The organism is Micrococcaceae bacterium Sec5.7, assembly GCA_039636785.1.
In the GTDB taxonomy this organism is placed as follows: Bacteria; Actinomycetota; Actinomycetes; order Actinomycetales; family Micrococcaceae; genus Arthrobacter.
The window spans coordinates 3,612,377-3,635,892 of record CP144169.1; the positions used below are offsets into that span (position 1 = coordinate 3,612,377).

Sequence of the window (23,516 nt, forward strand, 5' to 3'; positions counted from 1 at the left end):
GAGATCCGTCATGTCTGACGCGCCCGCCCCGGAGTCCCAAGGACCCGCCTCCGCAGGGGATAAACCTGCCACCGGGGAAAAACTGTCGTACCGCCTGATCACAGGCACGGACGACCGCATATTCTGCGAGCGTATTTCAGCCGCCCTGGCCGAAGGCTACGTACTGCACGGCAGCCCTGCTGCGACGTTCAACGGCACCAGCGTGATCGTGGCGCAGGCCATCGTCCTTCCGGCTGCAATCGCCAGCGCGGATGCCGCCGTCGCCACGGCCGTGGACGATCTGGAAAACGACGACGAGTTCGACGGCGAGGGCCACGCATGAGCTACGCCGGAGACCTCACCCCGCCGGAAGCCTGGGCCAAGCTGGAAGACGGCGCCGTCCTGGTGGATGTCCGCACCGAAGGCGAATGGGCGCACATCGGCATCCCGGACACCGCGTCCGCCAACAGATCAGCCAACGATCCCCTGTTCATCCAGTGGACATTTCCCGGAGGCATCCTCAACCCCGGATTCATCACGGATCTCAAGCAGCAGGCTCCGGCGGACACCGCCGTCGAACTGGTATTCCTCTGCCGCTCCGGCGCCCGGTCAATCGCAGCAGCCATCGCTGCCACCGAGGCCGGCTACACCGCATACAACGTACTCGAAGGCTTCGAAGGCGAACCTGACCGTTACGGTGAGCGCACCGTCAACGGCTGGAAGAACCGCGGCCTGCCATCGAAGCTGGGACAGAACTAAGTGACATTCAACAAAGACGCCGCCGGCTGGAGCCCTGAAACCCAGGCCGTCCGCGGCGGGCTGGACCGCACCAATTTCCAGGAAACCACCGAACCCGTGTTCCTGAATTCGGGGTTCGTTTATGAATCCGCGGCCGCCGCCGAGCGCGCCTTCACCGGCGAGGACGAACGATTCGTCTACTCCCGTTACGGCAACCCGTCCGTGGCCACTTTCCAGGAACGGCTCCGGCTGCTGGAAGGAACCGAGGCATGCTTTGCGACGGCGTCCGGCATGTCAGCCGTATTCACCGCCTTGGGCGCGTTGCTGGCAGCCGGCGACCGCGTGGTCGCCGCCCGCTCGCTGTTCGGCTCCTGCTTCGTGATCCTTAACGAGATCCTGCCGCGCTGGGGCGTGGAGACGGTCTTCGTTGACGGGCCGGACCTTGATCAGTGGCGCGAAGCCCTGGCGGAGCCGACGGCGGCGGTGTTCTTCGAATCGCCGTCGAACCCCATGCAGGAGATTGTGGACATCGCCGCGGTCAGCGAACTGGCGCACGCCGCCGGCGCCACGGTGGTGGTCGACAACGTTTTTGCCACTCCCCTGCTGCAGCGCTGCGGCGAGCTGGGCGCGGACGTAATTGTCTACTCGGGCACCAAACACATCGACGGCCAGGGCCGGGTGCTTGGCGGTGCGATCCTGGGCACCAAGGAATTCATTGACGGGCCGGTCAAGCAGCTGATGCGGCACACCGGGCCGGCGCTCTCCGCGTTCAACGCCTGGGTGCTGACCAAGGGGCTGGAGACCATGGCCCTGCGCGTGAACCACTCCTCCGCGTCTGCGCTTCGCCTTGCCGAATGGCTTGAGGGCCAGCCCGCCGTCAGCTGGGTGAAATACCCGCTGTTGAAATCGCACCCGCAGCATGATCTCGCCGCCAAGCAGATGAAGGCCGGCGGAACGGTGCTCACTCTGGAACTCGCGACGACGGCTGGAAAGTCCGGAAAGGACGCCGCCTTTGCGTTGCTGGACGGGCTGCGGATCATCGACATCTCCAACAACCTGGGCGATGCGAAGTCGCTCATCACCCACCCGGCCACGACGACACACCGCGCCATGGGACCGGATGGCCGCGCGGCCATCGGCCTGAGCGACGGCGTGGTGCGGCTGTCCGTGGGCCTGGAAGACGTGGACGACCTGATCAGAGACCTGGAGCAGGCACTCAAGCAGATCTGACCCGGGGTTTCGACAGGCTCACCGCCGGATAGACCGCGGCGTCAGGACAGGCGGACCCGCAGCAGGACCGGCACGGCGTCATCCTCGGGTTGGCCGTCCGTGTCGGCGTCCGTCCCGCGCATTGTGGCTTTCACCGCATACGCAACAACGGCACCCAGCGCGAAGTCGTGGGCCCCGGTTTTGTCAACTTCCGCATCGCGTACCCGGCGCTGCTGCTGCGCTCCCGTGCCGCGGCTCAGGATGTCCAGCACGCCGTTCCGGACCAGTTCCAGCTCACCCTGTTCGGCCAGCACGGGCTCGAGGTAATCCACCAGGGCATCCACGACATCTGCGGCGGGGGCCGGACGGAAGCTGCCGAAGTCCAGAAGGTCGCCGCGCAGTCCGCAGTTGCTCGCCTGCCAATTCGCCATACGCAGCAGCACCGTGGGAACGGGGGCTGGTTCAACGCCGTCGCGCCATTCCCTGCTGGCCGATTCCACGAGCGCGCGGACCAGTACGGCGATCAGTGCGGCGTCCTCGGCCCGGAGGCACACGTCAGCCACGCGGACTTCCACCGTCGGATGGTTCCTGGACAGCCGCGCATCGAAATAAAGCATGCCTTCATCCAGCATTACGCCGCTGTCCAGGAGGCGCGTGACCACCCGCCGGTAATTGGACAGCGTGCCGTAGATCGCGGAAGGGCCCGACGTCGGCCAGCGGTTCCAGGCCTGGGTGCGGTAACTTTCGAACCCGGTTTCCACGCCGTTCCAGAACGGCGAGTTAGCACTGAGCGCGGTCAGAACGGCCAGCTTGTCCCGGATCCGGTCCAGGATGGCCACGCCCTCCTCGGCTGACTCAATGTAGGTGTGGACGTGGAAGCCGCAGGTCAGCTGTTCCTGAGCGGTCAGCCCGAAGCGTTCCAGCATGGCTGCGTAACGCGGGTCCGGGGTGGTGTGGCTCCTTGAAGTCAACGGCGACGTGGCCAGTGCAGCCACCCTGGCACCGTGTTTGCGGGCAGCCTGGTCTGCGAGGGAGCGGCCCGCCCGGATCTGGCGTAGCAGTTCCTCGAAGTCCAGGCACGGACGGGTCTGGGTCTCGATCTGCTCAAGCTTCAGCTCGGCGCTCAAGCCCATTTCGTCATCGTGAGCGGTTCTTTCCCCTGTCTCCGGAAGCCGCGGCTTGTCCGGGGCGTCATCTGCCGCGAGCATGCGGCCGGCCAGGAGCGCATCCGCCAAGGCAAGTGGTTCGCCGGATTCGGGGTCCACGATCAGGAGCTCTTCCTCCACGCCGAAAGTGCGCATGCTTACATTGTGCGTCAGGCGGGGCCGTTGTGGCGCGGAAATGACGAAGCACCGCAACAACAACGCGGGGTCACTTCGAGCCCATGATGGGCGGCCACATGGGCGCGAAGTGACCCCGCGTTGCTTGGATCAGTCCTGGAAGTACTCGATCTTGGCGCCGATGGTGTTGAGGCGCTCGGCCAGGTCCTCGTAGCCGCGCTCAATGACGTAGATGTTGCGCAGTTCCGAGACGCCGCGGGCAGCGAGCATGGCCAGCAGCAGGCAGGCGGCCGGGCGGAGCGCCGGTGGGCAGCCCACTTCCGCCGCACGCCACTTGGTGGGCCCGTTGACGTAGATCCGGTGCGGATCGAGCAGCTGCACCTGGGCGCCCAGCTTGTTCAGCTCGGTCAGGTAGATGGCACGGTTGTCGTAGACCCAGTCGTGGATCATGGTCTGGCCCTGGGCGTTGGCGGCGATGACCGCGAAGAACGGCAGGTTGTCGATGTTCAGGCCGGGGAACGGCATGGGGTGGATCTTGTCCTCCGGGGCGCGCAGCTCCGAGGGCTTGGTGGTGACGTCCACCAGCCGGGTGCGGCCGTTGCGCGCAAAGTATTCGCCTGATATCTCCAGCCGCTGGCCCATCTGCTCCAGCGTGGCCAGCTCGATCTCCATGAACTCGATGGGCACCCTGCGGATGGTCACTTCGGAGTCGGTGACAATACCGGCGGTGATCAGGCTCATCGCCTCGATGGGGTCCTCCGACGGGAAGTATTCAATGTCGACGTCGATGGACGGGCGGCCGGTGATCTTCAGCGTGGTGGTGCCCACGCCGTCGATCTCCACTCCCAGCATCTGAAGGTAGAAGCAGAGGTCCTGGACCATGTAGTTGGGGCTGGCGTTGCGGATCATGGTGGTGCCGCGGCGGTGGGCCGCTGCCATGATGGCGTTTTCCGTGACGGTGTCGCCGCGCTCTGTCAGCACAAATGAACGGTCAAGACCGTCCGACGGCGGCGCCTGCACCGTGTAGAAGCCGGCAGTTGCCTCCACGCTCAGGCCAAACTGGCGCAGTGCCTGCATGTGCGGTTCCACGGTGCGGGTGCCCAGATCACAGCCGCCGGCATACGGCAGGCGGTACTCGGCGGACTCATCCAGGAGCGGGCCCAGCAGCATGATGACACTGCGGGTGCGGCGCGCGGCCTCCACATCCATGGAACCGAGGTCAAGGGTGGCGGGCCGGCGAAGCTGGAGATCGTTGGCGTTGAGCCAGGTGCACTCGACGCCGATGCTGGAGAGCACCTCCACGATCCGGTTGACTTCCTCAATCCGCGCCAGCCGGCGCAGGATGGTGGTCCCACGGTTGATCAGGCTCGCACAGAGCAGGGCCACGCCGGCGTTTTTGCTGCTGTTGACGTCCACCGCGCCGGAGAGCGTACGGCCGCCTTCCACGCGCAGGTGTGTCATCTGCGGCTTGCCCACCTTGACGATGGTGCGGCCGAAGATGGCCTCAAGGCGCTGGATCATTTTCAGGCTGAGATTCTGCTTGCCCTGTTCCATCCGGGCAATGGCGCTCTGGCTGGTCCCCAGTTCAGCGGCGAGCTGGCCTTGGGTCCAGCCCTTCTCACCACGGGCGTCGCGAAGCAATATGCCGACGTGTTCAGCAGTCTCTTGTGTCATATCAAAAAAATATCACAAATGAGCTATTTTTGGTGTGCCCAGCCCACGAAATGCCGTGAAGGTCACGGAATACCCGCCCTGTGCGATAAACGAGGGTCACCCTGCGCATCTCAGGTGACGTCTCGGGCAGTCCTCTCCGACTCTCCGTGACAGTCCACCAACCGCCGGGCAGGCCTTGACTGCGGTGTCCCGCGGTAGCAAGCTAACGCTACCGGCTCCGGCCGGCTTCAAGAACGGAAGTCAACCATGACCAGAACAAGCCCGGCGGTGTCCATGGGCAGGCAGCTGTCCAACCGCCACGTTTCGCTCCTCCTGTGCCTCATCATCGCCGCTGCACTGGGCTTGGCTTACGGGCCGCGCGCCGACGCCGCCCCTCCCTCGTCAGGCGTCCAGGTCCTGGTGGGCAACGATGTGTCCTGGCCGCAGTGCGGCAAGGCCTTGCCCAAAGACCCGGCATTCGCCGTCGTGGGCGTCAATAATGGCTTGGCCAACACCACCAACCCGTGCTTGGCCGAACAGCTCGCGTGGGCGGAGCAATCCACCGGCGGCACCCAGCAGCCGAAGACCGCACTCTATGTCAATACCGCCAACCCCGAGCTGGCCGGATCCTGGTGGCCGCAGAACAACACTTATGGCGGGCAACCTGTCCAAAATCCATACGGCACTTGTGACGGGACTGCCACCGCTGCCTGCGCTTACATGTATGGGTACGCCAAGGCCTTCGACGATGCCAACACACGCGGGATCAGCGGACCCTCGAACTATCGGTGGTGGCTGGACGTGGAGACAGCTAACAGCTGGTCCGCCGACAAGAAAGCCAACAGGGCGGACCTCGAAGGCATGAGCGCCTACTTCCTCAGCGTTGGAGCGGCAGTGGGCATCTACTCCACCGCCTACCAGTGGGGGCAGATTGTTGGCCCGGTGGGCGCGGGCAGCAGCCTTTATACCCTGCCCAGTTGGCTTCCCGGAGCCCGCGCCCTGACTGGAGCAAAAAGCAACTGCTCAGCTGCACCGCTCACGGCCGGAGGGAAGGTCACACTCACCCAGTTCGTCTCGAAAGGGGTCGACTACGACTATTCCTGCAATTAGCCGGGATTCATCTCAGGACTGCGCCAGGAACACCATGTTCCAGGTCCCCGCCCACTGTGCCGCCAGCACCGCGCACGCTGCAATAAACGCTCCACCCAGCACCACCCAGACGTCCAGCCGGCTGTAGGTGGATTCGCGCGCCCAGGTCCGGCTGGCGCCGCCGAAGCCACGAGCCTCCATGGTCACAGCCAGCCTGGAAGCGCGCCGGATGGCCTGCACCAGCAGCCCGAAGCTCTGGCCCAGGGTTGCGCGGAGCCGCTGCAGCGGACTGCCGTGCGAGCCCACTCCCCGGGCCCGACGGGCCATGCCGATGGTCTGCCATTCCTCTGCCATCAGCCCCACCAGCCGCATGGCGGCCAGCGTGCCGAGCACAAATCGGTGCGGGAGTCTTGCTTTCTGCGCGAGGGCGTCCGCCAGATCGGTGGGGTCCGTGCAGCTCATCAGCAATATGGCCGGCATGGCGATCGCCAGTCCGCGGAGCATGAAACCGAGCCCCAGCTGAAGGGAACCTTCGCTGATGGACCAGATCCCGACGTCGAGCAGTACAGCGCCGCCGTCCGCCGAGACGATCGCGGTGCTCCAGCCGCCCACCGCGGCCGCGAGGATCAGCGGCCAGCCGCGCTGCCAAAGCAGGCGGAGGGTGAGGCCCGCGAGCGGGAAGAGCATCAGCTCCGCAAGCAGCGCCACCGACGCCGAAACCCAGTCGATCGACAGTGCCAGCACCAGGGTGATGACGAAGACGGCGGCAAACTTGGCCAGCGGGTTGGCGCGGGTCAGCAGCGCTTGGTTGCCGCGCAGATTCAGCTCATTCCTCATACCGGGACCACAGGCGGAGCAGCCAGTTTCAGCTCCGTGCCGCCCAGCACAGCACTGAATTCGGCGTCATGGGTCACGGAGACCACGGCAGTGCCGGCATCCAGCAGTTCCGAAAGGAAGGATGCCAGTTCAGCCCAGGTGTTGGCGTCCTGCCCGAACGTCGGTTCGTCGAGGACCAGCACCTTCGGGTGTGCGGCCAGGACGGTTGCCACGGAGAGCCGACGCTTTTCGCCGCCGGAGAGCGTGTACGGATTGGCGTCCACGAGATGCGTCAGGCGCAGCCGTTCAAGGAGTTCGTCCACGCGCTCCTCGCCGTGGCCCAGATGGCGCGGGCCGAACATCAGCTCGTCCAGCACCCGGCCGGTGACGAACTGGTGCTCGGGTTCCTGAAAAACGGTGCCGATGCGGGGGATCAGCTGCTCGGCCTTCCACTTGAAGGGATCGATCCCGGCACCGCCGGAAAGTTCGACCGCGGCGGAGACCTTGCCGTCCACCGGAGCCAGGAGCCCCGCGAGGGTGAGGGCGAACGTGGATTTTCCGGAACCGTTGGGACCGGTGATGGTGAGCGCCTGGCCCGACCGGACCTGGGCCGTGATGCCCGACTGCACCGGAACGGGCGGGATGGTGCGGAAGCCGCGGCGACGCGGGCGTTCCCGGGAGACGGCAAGATCCTGGGCAGCGAGCAGCAGCTCGGCCGCACCGTCGCCATTGGTCCGGGCGCGGGTGGCCGGCACGTAGCCGGGCACCCACACGCCGGCAGCGGTGAGCATGTCCCGTGCCTGCGTCAGCACCTGATCGGGCGGGCCGTCAAGGAGAACGCCGGGCTTGCCGGACGCCCCGCCGCGGGAAGCAGCCCCCGGCTGAAGCACCACAATCCTGTCCACGAGGTCCTTCCACACGGACACCCGGTGCTCCACCACCACCAGGGTGGCGGCGGTTTTGTCGAGGCAGCGGCCCACGGCGTCCCGGACTTCCAGCACTCCTGCGGGGTCCAGGTTGGCGGTGGGCTCGTCCAGCAGGATCAGCCCGGGGCGCATCGCCAGAATGCCGGCCAGCGCGAGACGCTGCTTCTGCCCGCCGGACAGGGCCGACGTCGGGTGGTCCAGCGGCAAGCCGTCGCCGGCAGTACTGCGCAGCCCGACGTCCTCAAGCGCTTCATGCACTCGCTTCCAGATCTCCTCGCGCGGCACGGCGAGGTTCTCGGCGCCGAAGGCCACATCATCGCCAAGCCTGGAAAGCACCACCTGGGTTTCCGGGTCCTGCTGCATGAGGCCGGCCCGCCCGCGCCGGGTGCGCGGCGCGGCGCCGTCGACCAGCAGCGAGCCGGTCTCGTCGGCGTCGTCGTCCTCATCCCCCAGCACACCCGCCAGGGCATGCAGGAGCGTGGACTTGCCCGCGCCCGAAGGCCCGAGCAGCAGCACACGCTCGCCTGGCCGGATGTCCAGATCCAGGCCATGGACGGCGGGGGCGGAGCGGCCGGCATGCCGCCAGCCCCAGCCACGCGCGGAAACAGCGGCCGGTCGGACACCGGCGTCGCGGGCGGGCATCAGGAGAAGACGGGCTCCGTCGCTGCCTTGCGTGAGGCGAAGGAGCTCAGCACACCTGTCTTGGCCAGGCCGCGCGTGGCAATCCAGGACAGGGCACCGGCAATGACGGCACCGGAGATCGAGCTGAACACGATGTAGGCGAGCTTGTCGCCCGCTTCGTAGGCGATGTTCCAGCCCCACGGCAGGAAGGAGTCGTTGAGGCCACCGAAGAGACCTGCACCCGCCCCGGCCAACAGGGACGCCGTCAAGTTGAACTTCTTGTAGATGAATGCGGCGAACACCAACTCGGCGCCGAGGCCCTGCAGCACGCCGGAGATGAGCACGGTGGTGCCGTACTGCGAGCCCATGATGAGCTCACCGGTGGCAGCAACCGTTTCGCAGAACAGCGCGGCGCCCGGCTTGCGGATGATGAGCATGCCCAACACGGCCGGAATCAACCAGCCGCCGTTGATCAGCCCGGTCAGCGGCGGGTAGGCGGCGTTCATCGGTGCCGACACCAGAGCGGCACCCTGGGACCATGCCCAGAAAATCACGCCACCGGCGACGGCGATCAGTGCCGCCACCACGATGTCCACCACGCGCCAGTTGTAACTGGTCTTCTTAATAGCTGCAGTTGTCATGTCGTCCTCCTGAGGAACAGGAGGGGAAAGCGCTCCCCGGCCGGTGCGGCTTCCGCCGCCCGCTGCCGGACACTTTGAGAACTCGACTCCCTTACGCCGGTACTAGCCGGATCAGGTTCGAGGGTCTGCGGTTGTCCGCACTCTCAGCGCCCATCCGCAGCACCCCTGGCAAATGCCAGTGAGGCCCGACGGCGGCGCTCCCCTGTCGTAAATAAATCTGCCCTTGTGGGCGTGTCCAGTTTACACCGCGGGAGCGGGGTTTGCGGGGGCCCGACAGTCACAATGAGCAGAGTCCGGATGCAGGGGATGCAGGAGCGGCCGCAGTCCTGAACGGGCTCTTCAGTTGCGGGCGGTTAGGCTAGGGGCAGCCCTGTTTCCTCTCGCAAGGAGTCCCCGGAATGAATCCCTTCATCAAACTGCTTGGCACCGGCGTGAGCATCGGCGCCGGCCTGGTCGGCACCAAGCTCGTCAACAGCGTCTGGGAAAAGTCCACCGGCGATAAACCGCCGACCGGTAAGAACAACGCCGAAACCAGCCTTCGTTCCGCCTTGACGTTCGCTCTGATTTCGGCAGTCGTCAGCACTCTCATCCAGGTGCTCGCCAACCGCGGCACCCAGCACGCCATCGCCCGCTTCGCCAAGACGCAGGACATCGTCTAACGCGTTCGCGTTCGGTTACGTAGCCCTGTGGTCGGGCGGATCCAAGGTCCTGGCCACAGGCGGAACCTGGCGGCCCATGAAAGCGGAAGGCACCCGGAACGGTCCACCTTGCAAGCGCCGGGATAGGCGCGACCCGATGGGCTCGGTCGTGTCGACGTGGCCCATACCCACCCGGGCTCTCGGTTAGGAGATCGACGTGACCGCTTCTAAAACCATCATCTTCATCCACGGCATGTACATGAACGGCTTGAGCTGGGAAGGGTGGTTGCGTCGCGGCGCCGATCGTGGATACGTCGGCCAAGCCCCATCATGGCCGTATCATGACGGCGTGCCGGCCTCGCTGCGTGCGAATCCCAACGCGGCACTCGGGGCGCTGAGGTTCGGAGAGGTCGTCGACCATTTCAAGGCCCTCATCGATGTGCTTCCCGAGCATCCGGTCATCATCGGCCACTCAGTTGGGGGCCTCGTCGTGCAAAAGCTCGTCAACGACGGCTACGCGGCCGCCGGCGTAGCTGTCTCCCCGGCACCGCCCAGGGGCATCGTCGCCGCGAACCTGCATTTCCTCAGAGCGAACTTCCCCCACATCAACCCGTTCGCCGGAAACAAGCCGGTGATCATGACACCGAAGCGATTCCACTACACCTTCTGCAACACCATGAGCATCGAGGCCAGCGACGAGGCCTTCGAGCGTTACGTCGTTCCGGAAAGCCGGAACGTGCCGCGGAGCACCCTGACCAACGAGGCCTCCATCGACTTCGCAGTGCCGCACGCGCCGCTTCTGCTGATCTCGGCCGCCTACGACCACTTGACGCCGCTGCCCTTGATCGAGAAAAACGTGAGGGCCTACGGGAAGGCTGGAAATCCAGTCGAGTTCAAGAAGTTCGCGAACCGTTCTCACTTCATCTGCAACCAGCCCGGCTGGGAAGAAGTGGCTGACTTCGCCTTCGACTGGCTCGCAGAACTACCGTAGGTCCGCTTGGCGGGTTCCCAACCGCTGGCCGCGCGTGAGACGGCGCTATGCCACGAGCGATCGATAGGTGAACCTATTTTTCGGCCATGCACCGGTACAGGATGGTGCGTTACCTCCCCATGTCCCTGGCCACCTGCGTGGCATTGTCCCTCGGCACGTTGACGCAGTGCCGCCTGTGGCGGCGGCCCTCAGTTCATCGTAAGAGTGAAACGCCCCTCCATGAGATACGCCGACAACATGTCGGGAACGATCTCTGCCGTCAGAGTTCACGGCCCAGGAGGGACTGATGGCGGTTCAAGTGCCCGCACGGCGCTTGTCTGCTGCCGGACTACTGGCTTCCGGCAGGCAATGCGTCCGGGATCCGCGGCTTGGCGTTGCCCGAGAAGGTGAACTTCGCGTTGTCGCCCTCGCCATGAACGTCGACCACAATTATCTGCCCGGGCTTGATTTCGCCGAAGAGGATCTTCTCGGAGAGCTGGTCCTCGATTTCGCGCTGGATGGTGCGGCGCAGCGGCCGGGCCCCCATGGCGGGATCGTAGCCGCGGGTGGCGAGCAGCACCCTGGCCGCGGGGGTGAGCTCGATGCCCATGTCCTTGTCCGCCAGGCGCTTCTCCAGGCGGGCGACCATCAGATCCACGATCTCGATGATTTCGTCCTGGGTCAGCTGCGGAAAGACAATGACATCGTCAACACGGTTCAGGAACTCGGGGCGGAAGTGCTGCTTGAGCTCTTCCGTCACGCGGGCCCGCATCCGGTTGTAGCCGGTCCGGGTGTCGGTGCCTGACTGGAAACCGGTCGCGACGCTCTTCGAGATGTCTCTGGTTCCCAGGTTGGTGGTCATGATGATCACGGTGTTCTTGAAATCGACCACCCGGCCATGGCTGTCCGTCAGACGCCCGTCCTCCAGAATCTGCAGGAGTGAGTTGAAGAGGTCTGTGTGGGCCTTCTCCACTTCGTCGAAGAGAATCACGGAGAACGGACGGCGGCGGACCTTTTCGGTCAGCTGGCCACCCTCGTCGTAACCGACGTACCCGGGAGGGGCACCGAACAGCCGGGACACGGTGTGCTTCTCCGAGTACTCGGACATGTCCAGCGTGATCAGGGCATCTTCTTCGCCGAACAAGAACTCGGCAAGGGCCTTGGCCAGCTCCGTCTTACCCACACCGGTGGGACCGGCGAAGATGAACGAACCGCCGGGACGCTTCGGGTCTTTGAGTCCGGCACGGGTGCGGCGGATGGCCTGCGAAACCGACTTGATGGCCTCGTGCTGGCCCACCACGCGCTGGTGCAGTTCGTCTTCCATCTTCAGGAGGCGGCCGGATTCTTCCTCGGTCAGCTTGAAGACGGGGATGCCGGTGGAATTCGCCAGTACCTCGGCAATCAGCTCCTCATCAACTTCGGAGATGCCGTCCATGCGGCCGGTCTTCCAACGGCGTTCCTTCTCTCTGCGCTCGGTGATGAGCTTCTGTTCCTTGTCGCGCAGCGAAGCGGCGCCCTCATAGTCCTGAGCGTCGATCGCGGACTCCTTCGCCCTCTTCGCCTTGGCAATCTGCCCATCAAGGGCCTTCAGTTCGGGCGGAGCCGACATCCGGCGGATGCGCAGCCGTGCGCCGGCCTCATCGATGAGGTCGATTGCCTTGTCCGGCAGGAAACGGTCGGAGACGTAGCGCTCCGAGAGGTGCGCCGCGGAGACCAGCGCACCGTCGGTGATGGTGACGCGGTGGTGCGCCTCGTAGCGGCCGCGCAGACCTTTGAGGATTTCAATGGTCTGGGCCACCGAGGGTTCCTGGACCTGGATCGGCTGGAAGCGGCGTTCCAGCGCGGCGTCCTTCTCAACATGCTTGCGGTAGTCATCCAGCGTGGTCGCGCCGATGGTCTGCAGCTCGCCACGGGCCAGCATCGGCTTCAGGATCGAGGCCGCATCGATCGCCCCCTCGGCGGCGCCGGCGCCGACAAGGGTGTGGATCTCGTCGATGAAGAGGATGATGTCGCCGCGGGTGCGGATTTCCTTGAGGACCTTCTTCAGGCGCTCTTCGAAGTCGCCGCGGTAGCGGGAGCCGGCAACCACGGAGCCAAGGTCCAGGGTGTATAGCTGCTTGTCTTTGAGGTTTTCCGGGACGTCGCCGCGGACAATGGCCTGGGCAAGACCTTCGACGACGGCGGACTTGCCGACGCCGGGCTCACCGATCAGCACCGGGTTGTTCTTGGTACGGCGGGAGAGGACCTGCATCACACGTTCCATCTCAAGCTCACGGCCGATCACCGGATCGAGCTTGTTCTCCCGCGCAGCCTGGGTCAGGTTGCGGCCAAACTGATCCAGCACCACGGAGCCGGCCGGGATTCCCTCGGGGTGGCTGCTGCCGCCGGTCACAGGTTCCCTGCCCTGGTTGCCCTGGTTACCGGGGAACAGCTGGATGACCTGCTGGCGGACCCTGTCAGGGTCTGCCCCGAGCCTGACCAGCACCTGCGCGGCAATGCCTTCGCCTTCACTGATCAGGCCGAGCAGGATGTGCTCCGTACCGATGTAGTTGTGTCCGAGCTGAAGGGCCTCACGCAGTGCCAGTTCCAGCACCTTCTTGGCGCGCGGGGTGAAGGGGATGTGACCGGGCTGGGACTGCTGGCCCGGGCCGATGATCTCCTGCACCTGCTCGCGGACACCGTCCAGTGAGATGCCCAGGGATTCAAGCGCCTTGGCGGCAACGCCGTCACCCTCATGGATCAGACCCAAGAGGATGTGTTCGGTGCCGATGTAATTGTGGTTGAGCGTGCGGGCCTCTTCCTGGGCCAGCACGACAACGCGCCGGGCACTGTCAGTAAATCGCTCAAACATTCCGCCACGCTCCTGGCTAACACGTACTTTGATGCTACGTGGATGCCAGCCTTAAGTGGGGTGTTCACCAGAGGCAAGATATCTGGACGCTCTCACTTTCGCTTGCCCAGTTTTCCGCCCATAACCCTTAGATGCTAGTTCGCCTAGAAAGACAACAGAAGAGGGCAGTCGGTGATCGGTGTTCCGTGGAAGGTTCCTCAGAAAGAACCGCAGAAACAGCCAACCCAGGCTGCGATTTAACCGCCGTTCCTGGCTAACGGTCACAGCTGTCCGGTGGCTGCTGGCTGGACGCCCGGTCGGCGGCCGCCTTCTGGACCACGGCCTCAAGCTCGTCCGTGCTGAGCAGTTCCCGGTGCAGGTGTTTGGTGCGGTAGCCCGCCCTGCCGACCATGTGAGCGGATACCGGCACGGTGAGCAGCTGGAAGATCCAGGCCACCAGCAGCACCGGCCACACCCACCAGGTCCGCATCTGCAGCCCGATCGCGGACAGCAGCAGGAACAACCCCAGCACCTGGGGTTTGGTGGCCGCGTGCATCCGGCTCATGAGGTCCGGGAAGCGCAGCAGCCCGATTGCCGCGGCCAGTGACATCACGGCGCCAACGATCATGAAGACGGCCGAGACTGCATCGATCACGGTATCCACGGCTGAAGAATCAGGACTCATTGGGCTGCTCCCGCCGGTCCGCGACGAACCGCGCAACGGTCACTGAGCCGACAAACCCGATGATGGACAGGGCCACGAGCAGCATCAGATTGTTCAGGTGCCGGTTCACAGCCATATCGATGCACAGCGCCGCCCCGAGGATAGCCAGCAGCACGTCCGAGGCCAGCACGCGGTCCAGCAGCGACGGACCCTGCGCGATCCGGATGATAGCCCCGGCGGCAGCCAGGGACAGGACCACTGCGGTGACGGTGAGGACAATCTGCATCATGCCGCGGCCTCCTGTTTCAGTGCCGAAAGTTCGTCTTTGGTGCCCATGATCCGGATGAGCCCGGCCTCGATGTCCCGGACCTCCCTGCGGAGTTTCACCGCGTCCTCCGCGGTGCCGACATTCAACCCGTGGAGGTAGAGGGTGGACGTGGACCGGTCGACTTCCACCACCAGCGAACCCGGGATCAGCGAGATCACGTGCCCGGTAGCCGTCACCATCAGGTCTGAATGGCTCCGCAACGGAACGGCGACGACGGCGTTTGTCACCCTGGGCCCGTGGGCCACCGCCAGGCACATCACCTGGAAGCTCGCGGCTGCCACCTTACCCAGGAAAACCAGCGCGAACGGGACGGCGTGCAGGAAATTGAAGCGGCCGCTCAGCCCCACCGGTGGCAGGTAAAACAGCCTCGCCACCAGCACTGCGATCAAACTGCCGAACAGAAGATTGCCCGGGCTGAAGTCCTGCCACAGTGCACCCCAGACAATGATCAGCCAGATCAGGAGCGGGACTTCCTGCTTCAGGGATGGGTGCTTCCGGCTCATTTGCCACCGCCGGACGGGACAACCGCCGAGGGGATGACCGCCGGCACCGGCGCGTCGCCGCCGAGCACCGCCTGGATGTAGGAGGTCCGGTCAAGCATGTCCAGGGCGGCCTGCTCCGACACCTTGAAGAGCGGTCCCGCGAAAACTGTCAGCGCCACACCCACCGCCACCAGGCCCAAGGTGGAACCCACCATGGTCCGCGGCAGCAGGGTGACGTTGCTCTTGCCGGCCCGTGCACCGGTGTCTGAATCCTCCGGTGCGGCAAGCAGAACGGGATCCGGGTGCTCGGCGTCCTCGGTTTTGCGCCAGAAGGCACGGTTCCAGACACGGGCGACGGCCAGGAGTGTCAGCAGGCTGGTGAGCACCCCGCCGACCACCAGTGCATAGGCCAGTGGTGTGCCCAGTTCGATGCCGGCCTGGATCAGGCCCAGCTTGCCAAGGAACCCGGACAACGGAGGGATGCCGGCCAGGTTCATGGCGGGGATGAAGAACAGCAGCGCCAGCAGCGGGGAGAGCTTGGCCAGGCCCGCCAGCCTGTCCAAGGATGAGCTCCCGCCCCGGCGCTCGATGAGGCCCGTGACCAGGAAGAGGCTCGTCTGGATGGTGATGTGGTGGGCCACGTAGAACACGGCCGCGCCCAGGCCCGCCACTGAGGACATTGCCAGCCCGAACACCATGTAGCCGATATGGCTGACCAGTGTGAAGGACAGGAGACGCTTGATGTCGCTTTGGGCCAGGGCGCCAAGAATCCCCACCACCATGGTGAGCAACGCCGCCACCATCAGCGGGGTGTTCAGGGTATCCCCCGGGAAAAGGAGCGTCTCGGTCCGCACCATCGCGTAGACGCCCACCTTGGTCAACAGACCGGCAAACACAGCCGTCACCGGTGCAGGAGCGGTGGGATAGGAGTCAGGGAGCCAGAAGGACAGCGGGAACACCGCCGCCTTGATGCCGAATGCCACGAGCAGCATCACGTGCAGGAGCGTCTTGGTGCCCTGGTCCAGGTCGGCGAGCTTGATGGCCAGGTCCGCCATGTTGACGGTACCCGTTGCCCCGTAGATCATGGCGATGGAAATAAGGAACAGCACGGAGGACACCACTGAGACCACCGCATAGGTGACGCCGGCGCGGATCCTCGGACCCGTCCCGCCAAGGGTCATCAGCACGTAGCTGGCCGTCAGCAGGATCTCGAACCCCACATAGAGATTAAAGAGATCACCCGAAAGGAACGCGTTTGACACCCCTGCCACCAGGATCAGGTAGGTGGGGTGGAAGATTGAGACCGGGGCGTCACGATCGCCGTCGGCCATGCCCTGGCCGGTGGCGTAGATGAGCACGGCGAGACTGATCGCCGAGGAGACCACCAGCATCAGCGAGGAGAACTGGTCCACCACCAGCACGATCCCCCACGGCGGCAGCCAGCCGCCGATGTTCACCGCGGCCGTGCCGCCTTCCCAGACCGAGGCGAGCAGCAGGCATTCCAGCAGCAGCGTGAGCGAAAGCAGCGCGATGCTCACTGTCCGCTGTGCCCGGGAATGCCGGATCAGCACAAAAGTGAGGGCAGCGCCCAGGATGGGAAGTACGACGGCGAGCGGGGCAAGGCTTGCGATGTTCACTTCACGCCACCTTCCGGGCCTGGTGTGACGTTTTGGGAGCCCGGCTTTTCTTCCGAGGCCGCGGCCTCGGCGCTGATTTCGCCGGCGCCTGCGGTGACCGTCGCCGAGGCGTCCACGGTTCGGGAGGACGAGTCCGATATCCCGCTGCCGTCCCCGCCGAGCATGGTGAGCGGGAACTCGGACGTCTCCGTGGGGATCTCGGCGTCGTCCTCCGCATCGAAACTGGGGGTCTCTGCCACACGGCGGTCCTCGATGTCGTCCTGGATCTCGTCCTGGCGGGCCAGTACCCACGTGCGGTAGATCATGCCGAGCATAAAGGCCGTCACGGCAAAGGAGATGACAATCGACGTCAGGATCAGTGCCTGCGGCAAAGGGTCATTGTAGTCCCGGGGTGCGGTGTCGCTATGGAAGATCGGCGCAAGCCCAGCGTAGCCGCCGGTGGCCAGGATCAGCAGGTTGGTGGCGTTCGCCAGCAGCATCAGCCCCAGCAGCACCCGGGTGAGGCTGCGCTCAAGGATGAGGTAGATGCCGCAGGCGTACAGTGCGCCCATCACTGTCAGCAGGGTCAGGTTGACGCTCATGCTTTGCCCCTTGCGGTGGTCTCGGCCGGAACGCCACCAGCTTCCCGGTCCTCGCTGGGCTCCGCCGCGTGCTCTTCAAAATGTTCATCGATCTCGGCGCCGAGGCTGCGCAACACATCGAGAACCAGGCCGATCACCACGATGTACACGCCGATGTCGAAGAGGGTGGAGGTCACGAACTTGATATCCCCGAACACCGGCAGCCACAGTTCGATGATGGCGCTTTGGAACACCTGCCCGCCCAGCAGCAGCGGCACCACGCCGGATGCCGCGGCCGTTGCCAGCCCTGTTCCCAGCAACGTCCCGGCACTGATGGGCGTGGCTTCCCGGAGTTCGAAGCGCCCGCCAGCCAGATAACGGATGGTCAATGCAAGGCCGGCAGTCAGCCCGCCGGCGAAGCCGCCGCCCGGCAGGTTATGGCCGGCCAGCAGCAGGTAGATGGAGAAGATGATCATGGAGTGGAAGATCAGCCGCGTGACCACTTCAAAGATGATGGAGCGCCGCTCGGGTGCCATGGTCCGCCCCGCAACCAGCCAGGCATCGCGTGTGGATGCCGCGAATGTCCGGCTCAGGGCCAGCGCGGCGGCGTCGCGCGAATTACTGTCGACACCGGTCCGCCGGCCCACTGTTCCCTCCGGCACCGTGGAGGACGAACGGATGCCGTCGCCGCGGCTGCGGACGAAGATCAGGCTGGCCACGCCGGTGGCCGCCAGCGCCAGCACGGAGATCTCGCCGAAAGTGTCCCACACCCGGATGTCCACGAGCGTGACGTTGACGATGTTCAGCCCGCCGCCGCCTTCGTAGGCAAGCCTGGGGAACTCGAGGGACACCGGCATGGCCACCCGCGCCCCCATGGAATAGATGGCAACAAAAATCATGGTGACGCCGAACGCCACTCCGATGATCACCCGGATGACCCGGTACTTGCCACCGGTGCGGTCCCTCAGTTCAGCCGGCAGGCTCCGCATCGCCAGGACAAAGGCCACCAGGATGATGGTTTCCACGAGCATCTGGGTCAGGGCGAGGTCCGGGGCGCCCTGAAGCGCGAACATCAGGGCAATCCCATAACCTGTCACGGACACCATCAGCACTGCCAGGAACCGTTTGTTGGCCCGGACGGCGGCGAGCGCGCCGATCACGATTCCCGCTGCAGCCACGAGCTGCAGGGGTGAATTCGGATCAATGAAGTACAGCCCGCCGGGAAGTGGTTTGTTGGCCAGGATCAGCGCCGTCAGCGGGAGGACGAAGGCGACAGTGAGAATGACGGCCAGGTAGAAGTAGAGCGAACCGCGCTGGGTGCGGCCGGTGACCCAGACGGCGGTGTCGTCCAAGGCGCCGATGGTCCGCTGATAGGCGCGGTCGCCGTCGATCCATGCCGGAACCAGGTTCTGCGCGCGTGCCACCAGGTTGCGTCCGTAGAACATCGCCAGGCCCAGCGCGAAAGTGACCGCGGTCAGCCCCAGCGCGGGCGTAAGGCCGTGCCACAGCGCAAGGTGACCCGTCTGCTCGGCTGCTGTTCCGGCGTCGGGCGTCCCGTGCACAAACAGCGCGGCGTACGGCTGGATCCAGCCGTCCATGGGGGCCGGCCACACGCCGTAGACGATGCTGAGGGCGCTGAGGATGGCCGGGGCCGCAAGGAAGGAGGGTTTGATCGGCTTGAACGGGGTGGCGTCCACGCCGGGCTTGACGGAAAAGGCGCCCCACATGAAGCGGGCACTGTACGCGAAGGTCAGAACGGACCCCAGCACCACTCCCGCCAATACCACCAGGCCCCACGGCTGGTTCTGCTCGCCGGTGGTGCCGCTGGCGAAGTGGACGAACGCCTCAAGGACCGATTCCTTGGCCACAAATCCTGCCAGCAGCGGCACGCCGGCCATGGAGGCGGCGCCGATTCCCGCTACGACGCCGAGCGCGCGCGAGGACCTGAAGACACCGGAGAGTTTGCGGATATCGCGCGTTCCGGACTGGTGGTCGATGATGCCCACCACCAGGAACAGGGTGGCTTTGAACAGGCCGTGCGCCAGGAGCATGGCCAGCCCGGCGAGGGCGGCGTCGGGTGTGCCAAGCCCCACCACCATGGTGAGGAATCCGAGCTGGCTGACGGTGCCGTAGGCGAGGATGAGCTTGATGTCGGTCTGCCGCAGCGCCCGGTAGCCGCCCACCAGCATGGTAGCTAGGCCAAGCCCCAGCACCATGGGCAGCCAGTACGCGGTTTCCGTGAAGCCTGGAGCCAGCCGTGCCACGATGTATATGCCGGCTTTGACCATCGCCGCGGCGTGCAGATAGGCGCTGACGGGAGTGGGCGCGGCCATGGCTCCCGGGAGCCAGAAATGGAACGGGACCAGTGCGGATTTGGTGACGGCACCGATCAGGATCAGTACGACGGCGGCTGCCACGGGTCCCGCTGCGGGACCCGTGGCGAGGGCGGGCGCCTGTTCGAGGATCGCGGAAATACGGTACGTGCCGGCGCTGAAGCCGAGCATGATGAGGCCAACCAGCATGGCCAGGCCGCCTGCAGTGGTGACCATCAGGGCCTGCAGAGCGGACCGTCTGGCCGACAGCCGGGCACGGGCATAGCCGATCAGCAGGTAGGACAGGACCGAGGTGAGTTCCCAGAAGATGAACATCAGGAGCAGGTCATCGGCCGTGACAAGGCCGAACATGGCGCCGGCGAAAGCCAGCAGCTGGGCACCGAATCCGCCCAGATCGCCGTCCTTGTCCTTGAAGTAGCGGGCGCAATACACCAGGACCAGGGCGCCCACGCCGAGCACCAGGAGCGACATCACCCAGGCAAGGGCATCCAGGCGGAAGGCGAATTCGAGTTTGAGGGCCGGGATCCAGGGGAAGACTTCCGCCGTGGATCCGGCGTCCGAGTACACCGCACCATGCTGCAGAAGAAGCCAGACAAACGACGCGGCCGGCACCGCAGCGAGTGCGTAGAACGAATTCCGGCCGAATTTCCTGAACAGAACCGGTGCAACAGCGGCCACCGCAAAGTGCACGGCAAGGACTGTTATCACTGGGGTCTCCGCAACGTCAGGATTTCGATTGTCAAAAAGTTGGAGCTGGCGGTCACTGGTTGGATTCGGTGCGGACAGTTTAGCAAGGGCCCCCGGACAGTTTTCCCGCACCTGCCGGGCGTCACGGGAAGTTTCCCGGCGGTCCGGGAGAGTTTCCCATCAGTGTTCGCCACGGGCGGATAGCATTCAGCATATGAACCCCGCCACGGCTCCTGAGGCCATGCAGACCCCGTCGGAACTCGAATCTGGGAGCCAGGTCACCAGCAAGGGGCGTGTGCTCGCCTGGGCGGCCTGGGACTGGGGATCCGCAGCGTTCAACGCCGTCATGACCACCTTCGTTTTCACGGTGTACCTGACGTCCAACGCGTTCGGCGGCGAGGACCAGGCCTCCGCAGTTCTGGGCGGAGCGCTGGCCATTGCCGGCGTGGCCATTGCACTGCTGGCACCCCTCACCGGCCAGCGCTCCGACACCGGCGGACGGCGGAAACTGCGGCTGGGAGTCAACACGGCCGCCGTCGCGGTTCTGACCGCCCTGTGCTTCTTCGTGTTTCCGCGGCCGGAATTCCTGCTGCTTGGTGTCTCCCTGATCGCCCTGGGCAACGTCTTTTTTGAGTTGGCCGGCGTCAACTACAACGCCATGCTGGCGCAGATCTCCACGCCGAAGAACATCGGCAAAGTCAGCGGCTTCGGCTGGGGCATGGGCTACCTGGGTGGCATTGTGGCGCTGCTCATCGTGCTGCAGCTCTTCGTCCAGCCCAGCTTCGACTGGTTCGGGGCGTCCACCGAGAACAGCCTCAATATCCGGCTCGTGGCGGTGTTCTCAGCCCTGTGGTTCCTCATCTTTGCGCTGCCGGTGCTGTTCTTTGTCCCGGAACTGCCCAGGCCGACGCTGGGGGCCCGGCTGGGGGGCTCCTACGGACTCCTGCTGCGCCGGATCAGGGCCATCTACGAAACCAGCCCCCACACCATCTTCTTCCTCCTGGCCAGCGCGATCTTCCGCGACGGGCTGGCTGCCGTATTCACCTTCGGCGGGATCATCGCGGCCGGCACGTTCGGCTTCGAACTCAAGGAAGTCATTTTCTTCGCCATCTTCGGCAACGTGGTGGCAGCTGTGGGTGCCGTCATCGGCGGCTTCCTGGACGACCGGACCGGGCCCAAGTCTGTGATCATCGGTTCGCTGATCGGTCTGCTGATTGCCGGAACGGCCATCCTGATCCTGGGCAACGATGACTACGTCTTGTTCGGCACAGACTGGGCGGGCAGCACCACATTCTGGGTCTTCGGACTCTTCCTGTGCCTCTTTGTGGGCCCGGCCCAGTCCTCCTCGCGTGCCTACCTCGCCCGGCTGGCCCCGCACGGCGAATCCGGCGAGCTCTTCGGGTTGTACGCAACCACGGGCCGCGCCGTCAGCTTCCTGGCACCGGCCCTGTTCACGCTGTGCATTGCCGTGGCCACCCCGTTGGTGGCAGCCGGGGAAGCCCAGCGCTGGGGCATCCTGGGCATCATGGTGGTGCTGCTGGCCGGGCTGCTAGTGCTCCTGCCCGTCAAGCCGCCGGGCAAGACCCAAATCGCAGTGGTCCCCGAGACCTAGGAACCCGCTCCCCCAAACCTGAGCGCGAACGGACAGCTGAGGCCCCGAAATCGGCGAAATCGGGGCACCAAGAGCCCGTTGGCGGGCTAGGCTGGTGCCATGAACGTGGAAGAGACGGACCTCCCTGGCTTCGGCAGACGCAAGGACTTCATGACAGCCTCCGGGCGCCGGATCGGCGTGGTTGAGCTGCGTGAAGGCCAGACCGAACTGATCGTTTCCACCTGGGACGATCCCGATACCTGCCAGGCCTCCATCCCGTTGACCGGGGAAGAAGCCGCCACCCTTGGCAATCTCCTGGGCGGGCAGCACCTTGCCATGAAGCTCACAGAGGCCCACAGAGAAGTCCCGGGAATCGTTACCCGCCAGTTTTCCATCGCCCCGGACTCCCCGTTCCAGAACCAGCCCATGGGCAAGGCATGCATCCGCACCCGCAGCGGCGTGTCCATTGTGGCGATCATGCGGGAAGGCGAGGTGCTCCCGTCCCCTGGGCCCGACGTCGTGCTTCACACGAGCGATTTACTCGTCGCAGTCGGAACGCAAGAAGGCCTGGATTCCGCGGCCGATATTCTACGCAACGGCTGACGGCGATGGATCCGCTGGCGCTGGCCCTCATTGAACTGGGGGCCGTCGTGTTCTGCCTTGGCCTCCTGGCCAGGCTTGCCGGGCGGATCGGAATGTCCCCCATCCCGCTGTATCTGGTGGGCGGACTGTCCTTTGGCGCGGGCGGCGTGGTCAAGCTCGATGGCATGAAGGACTTCGCACATCTTTCCGGTGAGATCGGCGTCATCCTCCTGCTACTTATGCTCGGATTGGAATATACGGCCGCGGAGCTTGTCACCGGGCTGCGGCGCTCCTGGCAGGCAGGCGTGCTGGACTTCGTGCTGAATTTCCTGCCCGGCGCCGGCCTGGCAGCGCTGCTCGGCTGGGGTCTGGTGGGCGCCATGGTGATGGGCGGTGTCACCTATATATCCTCGTCCGGAATTGCTGCCAAGGTCATCACAGACCTGCGCCGGATCGGTAACCGTGAAACTCCCGTTGTGCTGTCCATCCTGGTGTTCGAGGACCTGGCCATGGCCGTCTACCTGCCCATCCTGACCGCCACGCTTGCCGGTGTCAGCTTTCTGGGCGGCCTGCAGACCGTGGGGATTTCGCTGGCGGTGGTCACACTTGTGCTGGTGGTGGCCCTGCGGCACGGCCACCGCGTGTCCAAGGTGGTGCACAGCGAGAATTCCGAAGTCTTCCTGCTCAACCTGCTGGGCGCCGCACTGCTCGTAGCCGGTCTGGCTTCCGCACTCCAGATATCGGCAGCGGTAGGCGCATTTATGCTCGGCATCGCGATCTCAGGGGCCACCGCCCACAACGCCTCCCGGATTCTCGAACCCCTGCGGGATCTCTTCGCCGCGCTCTTCTTTGTGGCATTCGGACTCAATACAGACCCCGCCTCAATTCCGCCGGTACTGGGCTGGGCACTCATCCTGGCGGTAGTCACGGCCGCCACAAAGATGGTGACGGGAATCTGGGCCGCCAAGCGGGCAGGTATCGCCGTGCCCGGCCGCTTCCGTGCCGGTGCGGCGCTGATTGCCCGCGGCGAATTCTCGATCGTCATCGCGGGGCTGGCAGTGGCATCCGGTGTGGTTCCCGACGAGCTCGCCGCGCTGGCCACGGCCTACGTCCTGATCATGGCGATCATCGGCCCGCTGGCCGCCCGGTATGTGGAGCCGCTGGTGAAGTTGCTCCGCCGCCGGCCGGCGCAGCCCGAGCCGGTCCGCGCCTGAGCCCCGCACAGCCAGGCGTGGGGTCCCGGCGGGCGCCGGGCAGGAAGC

21 protein-coding genes and 1 riboswitch are annotated in these 23,516 nt (G+C 65.2%); of the genes, 9 read left to right on the forward strand and 12 right to left on the reverse strand.

Annotated elements, in window-relative coordinates; genetic code table 11:
- Positions 1–10: 10 nt before the first annotated feature.
- Genes V3C33_17320 through V3C33_17330 form a run of 3 tightly spaced genes read left to right on the forward strand, consistent with a single transcriptional unit; the run spans position 11 to position 1,947 of the window.
- Complete coding sequence (locus V3C33_17320; protein ID XAS67186.1) at positions 11–322, forward strand: DUF1737 domain-containing protein; 312 nt, start codon at positions 11–13, stop codon at positions 320–322.
- Positions 319–738: a rhodanese-like domain-containing protein gene (locus tag V3C33_17325; protein ID XAS67187.1), complete on the forward strand. Its 420-nt coding sequence runs from the start codon at positions 319–321 to the stop codon at positions 736–738. Before V3C33_17320 ends, V3C33_17325 begins: the two co-directional genes overlap by 4 nt.
- Positions 739–1,947, forward strand: a complete 1,209-nt coding sequence (locus tag V3C33_17330) for an O-succinylhomoserine sulfhydrylase (GenBank protein XAS67188.1) — start codon at positions 739–741, stop codon at positions 1,945–1,947.
- A gap of 41 nt (positions 1,948–1,988) precedes the next feature.
- On the opposite strand, the gene V3C33_17335 is transcribed toward V3C33_17330, so the two are convergent.
- Positions 1,989–3,227, reverse strand: coding sequence for a glutamate--cysteine ligase (locus tag V3C33_17335; GenBank protein ID XAS67189.1), 1,239 nt, complete (start codon positions 3,225–3,227; stop codon positions 1,989–1,991).
- Between the two features lie 129 nt (positions 3,228–3,356).
- The gene (locus V3C33_17340) at positions 3,357–4,880 is read right to left on the reverse strand and encodes a UDP-N-acetylglucosamine 1-carboxyvinyltransferase (protein ID XAS67190.1); all 1,524 of its coding nucleotides are present in this window, start codon (positions 4,878–4,880) and stop codon (positions 3,357–3,359) included.
- 246 nt (positions 4,881–5,126) lie between these two features.
- Between V3C33_17340 and V3C33_17345 the strand changes: the two genes are divergently transcribed.
- Positions 5,127–5,969 (forward strand): hypothetical protein, encoded by an 843-nt coding sequence (locus V3C33_17345; GenBank protein XAS67191.1) that lies wholly within the window; start codon positions 5,127–5,129, stop codon positions 5,967–5,969.
- Positions 5,970–5,981: 12 nt separating this feature from the next.
- On the opposite strand, the gene V3C33_17350 is transcribed toward V3C33_17345, so the two are convergent.
- From V3C33_17350 to V3C33_17360, 3 genes are read right to left on the reverse strand one after another with little or no spacing between them, the layout of a single operon-like run.
- Positions 5,982–6,785 carry an energy-coupling factor transporter transmembrane component T gene (locus V3C33_17350; GenBank protein ID XAS67192.1) on the reverse strand — a complete coding sequence of 268 codons (804 nt, stop codon included), beginning with the start codon at positions 6,783–6,785 and terminating at the stop codon, positions 5,982–5,984.
- Positions 6,782–8,332 (reverse strand): ABC transporter ATP-binding protein, encoded by a 1,551-nt coding sequence (locus V3C33_17355; protein XAS67193.1) that lies wholly within the window; start codon positions 8,330–8,332, stop codon positions 6,782–6,784. Before V3C33_17355 ends, V3C33_17350 begins: the two co-directional genes overlap by 4 nt.
- Positions 8,332–8,952: an ECF transporter S component gene (locus V3C33_17360; protein XAS67194.1), complete on the reverse strand. Its 621-nt coding sequence runs from the start codon at positions 8,950–8,952 to the stop codon at positions 8,332–8,334. Before V3C33_17360 ends, V3C33_17355 begins: the two co-directional genes overlap by 1 nt.
- A gap of 70 nt (positions 8,953–9,022) precedes the next feature.
- Positions 9,023–9,129, reverse strand: a riboswitch (TPP riboswitch).
- 221 nt (positions 9,130–9,350) lie between these two features.
- Here V3C33_17360 and V3C33_17365 point away from each other — a divergent pair.
- Positions 9,351–9,611, forward strand: coding sequence for a DUF4235 domain-containing protein (locus V3C33_17365; protein XAS67195.1), 261 nt, complete (start codon positions 9,351–9,353; stop codon positions 9,609–9,611).
- 196 nt (positions 9,612–9,807) lie between these two features.
- Complete coding sequence (locus V3C33_17370; GenBank protein XAS67196.1) at positions 9,808–10,581, forward strand: alpha/beta hydrolase; 774 nt, start codon at positions 9,808–9,810, stop codon at positions 10,579–10,581.
- A 328-nt stretch (positions 10,582–10,909) separates the two neighbouring features.
- On the opposite strand, the gene V3C33_17375 is transcribed toward V3C33_17370, so the two are convergent.
- From V3C33_17375 to V3C33_17405, 7 genes are all read right to left on the reverse strand, one after another.
- Positions 10,910–13,411 carry an ATP-dependent Clp protease ATP-binding subunit gene (locus V3C33_17375; GenBank protein ID XAS67197.1) on the reverse strand — a complete coding sequence of 834 codons (2,502 nt, stop codon included), beginning with the start codon at positions 13,409–13,411 and terminating at the stop codon, positions 10,910–10,912.
- 253 nt (positions 13,412–13,664) lie between these two features.
- Positions 13,665–14,075 (reverse strand): monovalent cation/H(+) antiporter subunit G, encoded by a 411-nt coding sequence (mnhG, locus tag V3C33_17380; protein ID XAS67198.1) that lies wholly within the window; start codon positions 14,073–14,075, stop codon positions 13,665–13,667.
- Complete coding sequence (locus V3C33_17385) at positions 14,065–14,343, reverse strand: monovalent cation/H+ antiporter complex subunit F (GenBank protein ID XAS67199.1); 279 nt, start codon at positions 14,341–14,343, stop codon at positions 14,065–14,067. Before V3C33_17385 ends, mnhG begins: the two co-directional genes overlap by 11 nt.
- Positions 14,340–14,885, reverse strand: a complete 546-nt coding sequence (locus V3C33_17390) for a Na+/H+ antiporter subunit E (protein ID XAS67200.1) — start codon at positions 14,883–14,885, stop codon at positions 14,340–14,342. The genes V3C33_17385 and V3C33_17390 overlap by 4 nt, the downstream gene beginning before the upstream one ends.
- Positions 14,882–16,501 (reverse strand): Na+/H+ antiporter subunit D, encoded by a 1,620-nt coding sequence (locus V3C33_17395; protein ID XAS67201.1) that lies wholly within the window; start codon positions 16,499–16,501, stop codon positions 14,882–14,884. Before V3C33_17395 ends, V3C33_17390 begins: the two co-directional genes overlap by 4 nt.
- Positions 16,498–17,082, reverse strand: coding sequence for a Na(+)/H(+) antiporter subunit C (locus V3C33_17400; GenBank protein XAS67202.1), 585 nt, complete (start codon positions 17,080–17,082; stop codon positions 16,498–16,500). Before V3C33_17400 ends, V3C33_17395 begins: the two co-directional genes overlap by 4 nt.
- A complete protein-coding gene (locus V3C33_17405) occupies positions 17,079–20,102 on the reverse strand; it encodes a Na+/H+ antiporter subunit A (protein XAS67203.1) in 3,024 nt (1,007 codons plus the stop codon). The genes V3C33_17400 and V3C33_17405 overlap by 4 nt, the downstream gene beginning before the upstream one ends.
- A gap of 193 nt (positions 20,103–20,295) precedes the next feature.
- On the opposite strand from V3C33_17405, the gene V3C33_17410 reads away from it, so the two are divergent.
- The 3 genes from V3C33_17410 to V3C33_17420 all read left to right on the forward strand — a co-directional run bounded on the left by V3C33_17410 (position 20,296) and on the right by V3C33_17420 (position 23,468).
- On the forward strand, positions 20,296–21,693 hold the full coding sequence (locus tag V3C33_17410; protein XAS67204.1) for an MFS transporter: 1,398 nt from the start codon (positions 20,296–20,298) through the stop codon (positions 21,691–21,693).
- A 99-nt stretch (positions 21,694–21,792) separates the two neighbouring features.
- Positions 21,793–22,275 (forward strand): TrkA C-terminal domain-containing protein, encoded by a 483-nt coding sequence (locus tag V3C33_17415; GenBank protein ID XAS67205.1) that lies wholly within the window; start codon positions 21,793–21,795, stop codon positions 22,273–22,275.
- 5 nt (positions 22,276–22,280) lie between these two features.
- Complete coding sequence (locus V3C33_17420) at positions 22,281–23,468, forward strand: cation:proton antiporter (GenBank protein ID XAS67206.1); 1,188 nt, start codon at positions 22,281–22,283, stop codon at positions 23,466–23,468.
- The last annotated feature ends 48 nt before the right edge of the window (positions 23,469–23,516 follow it).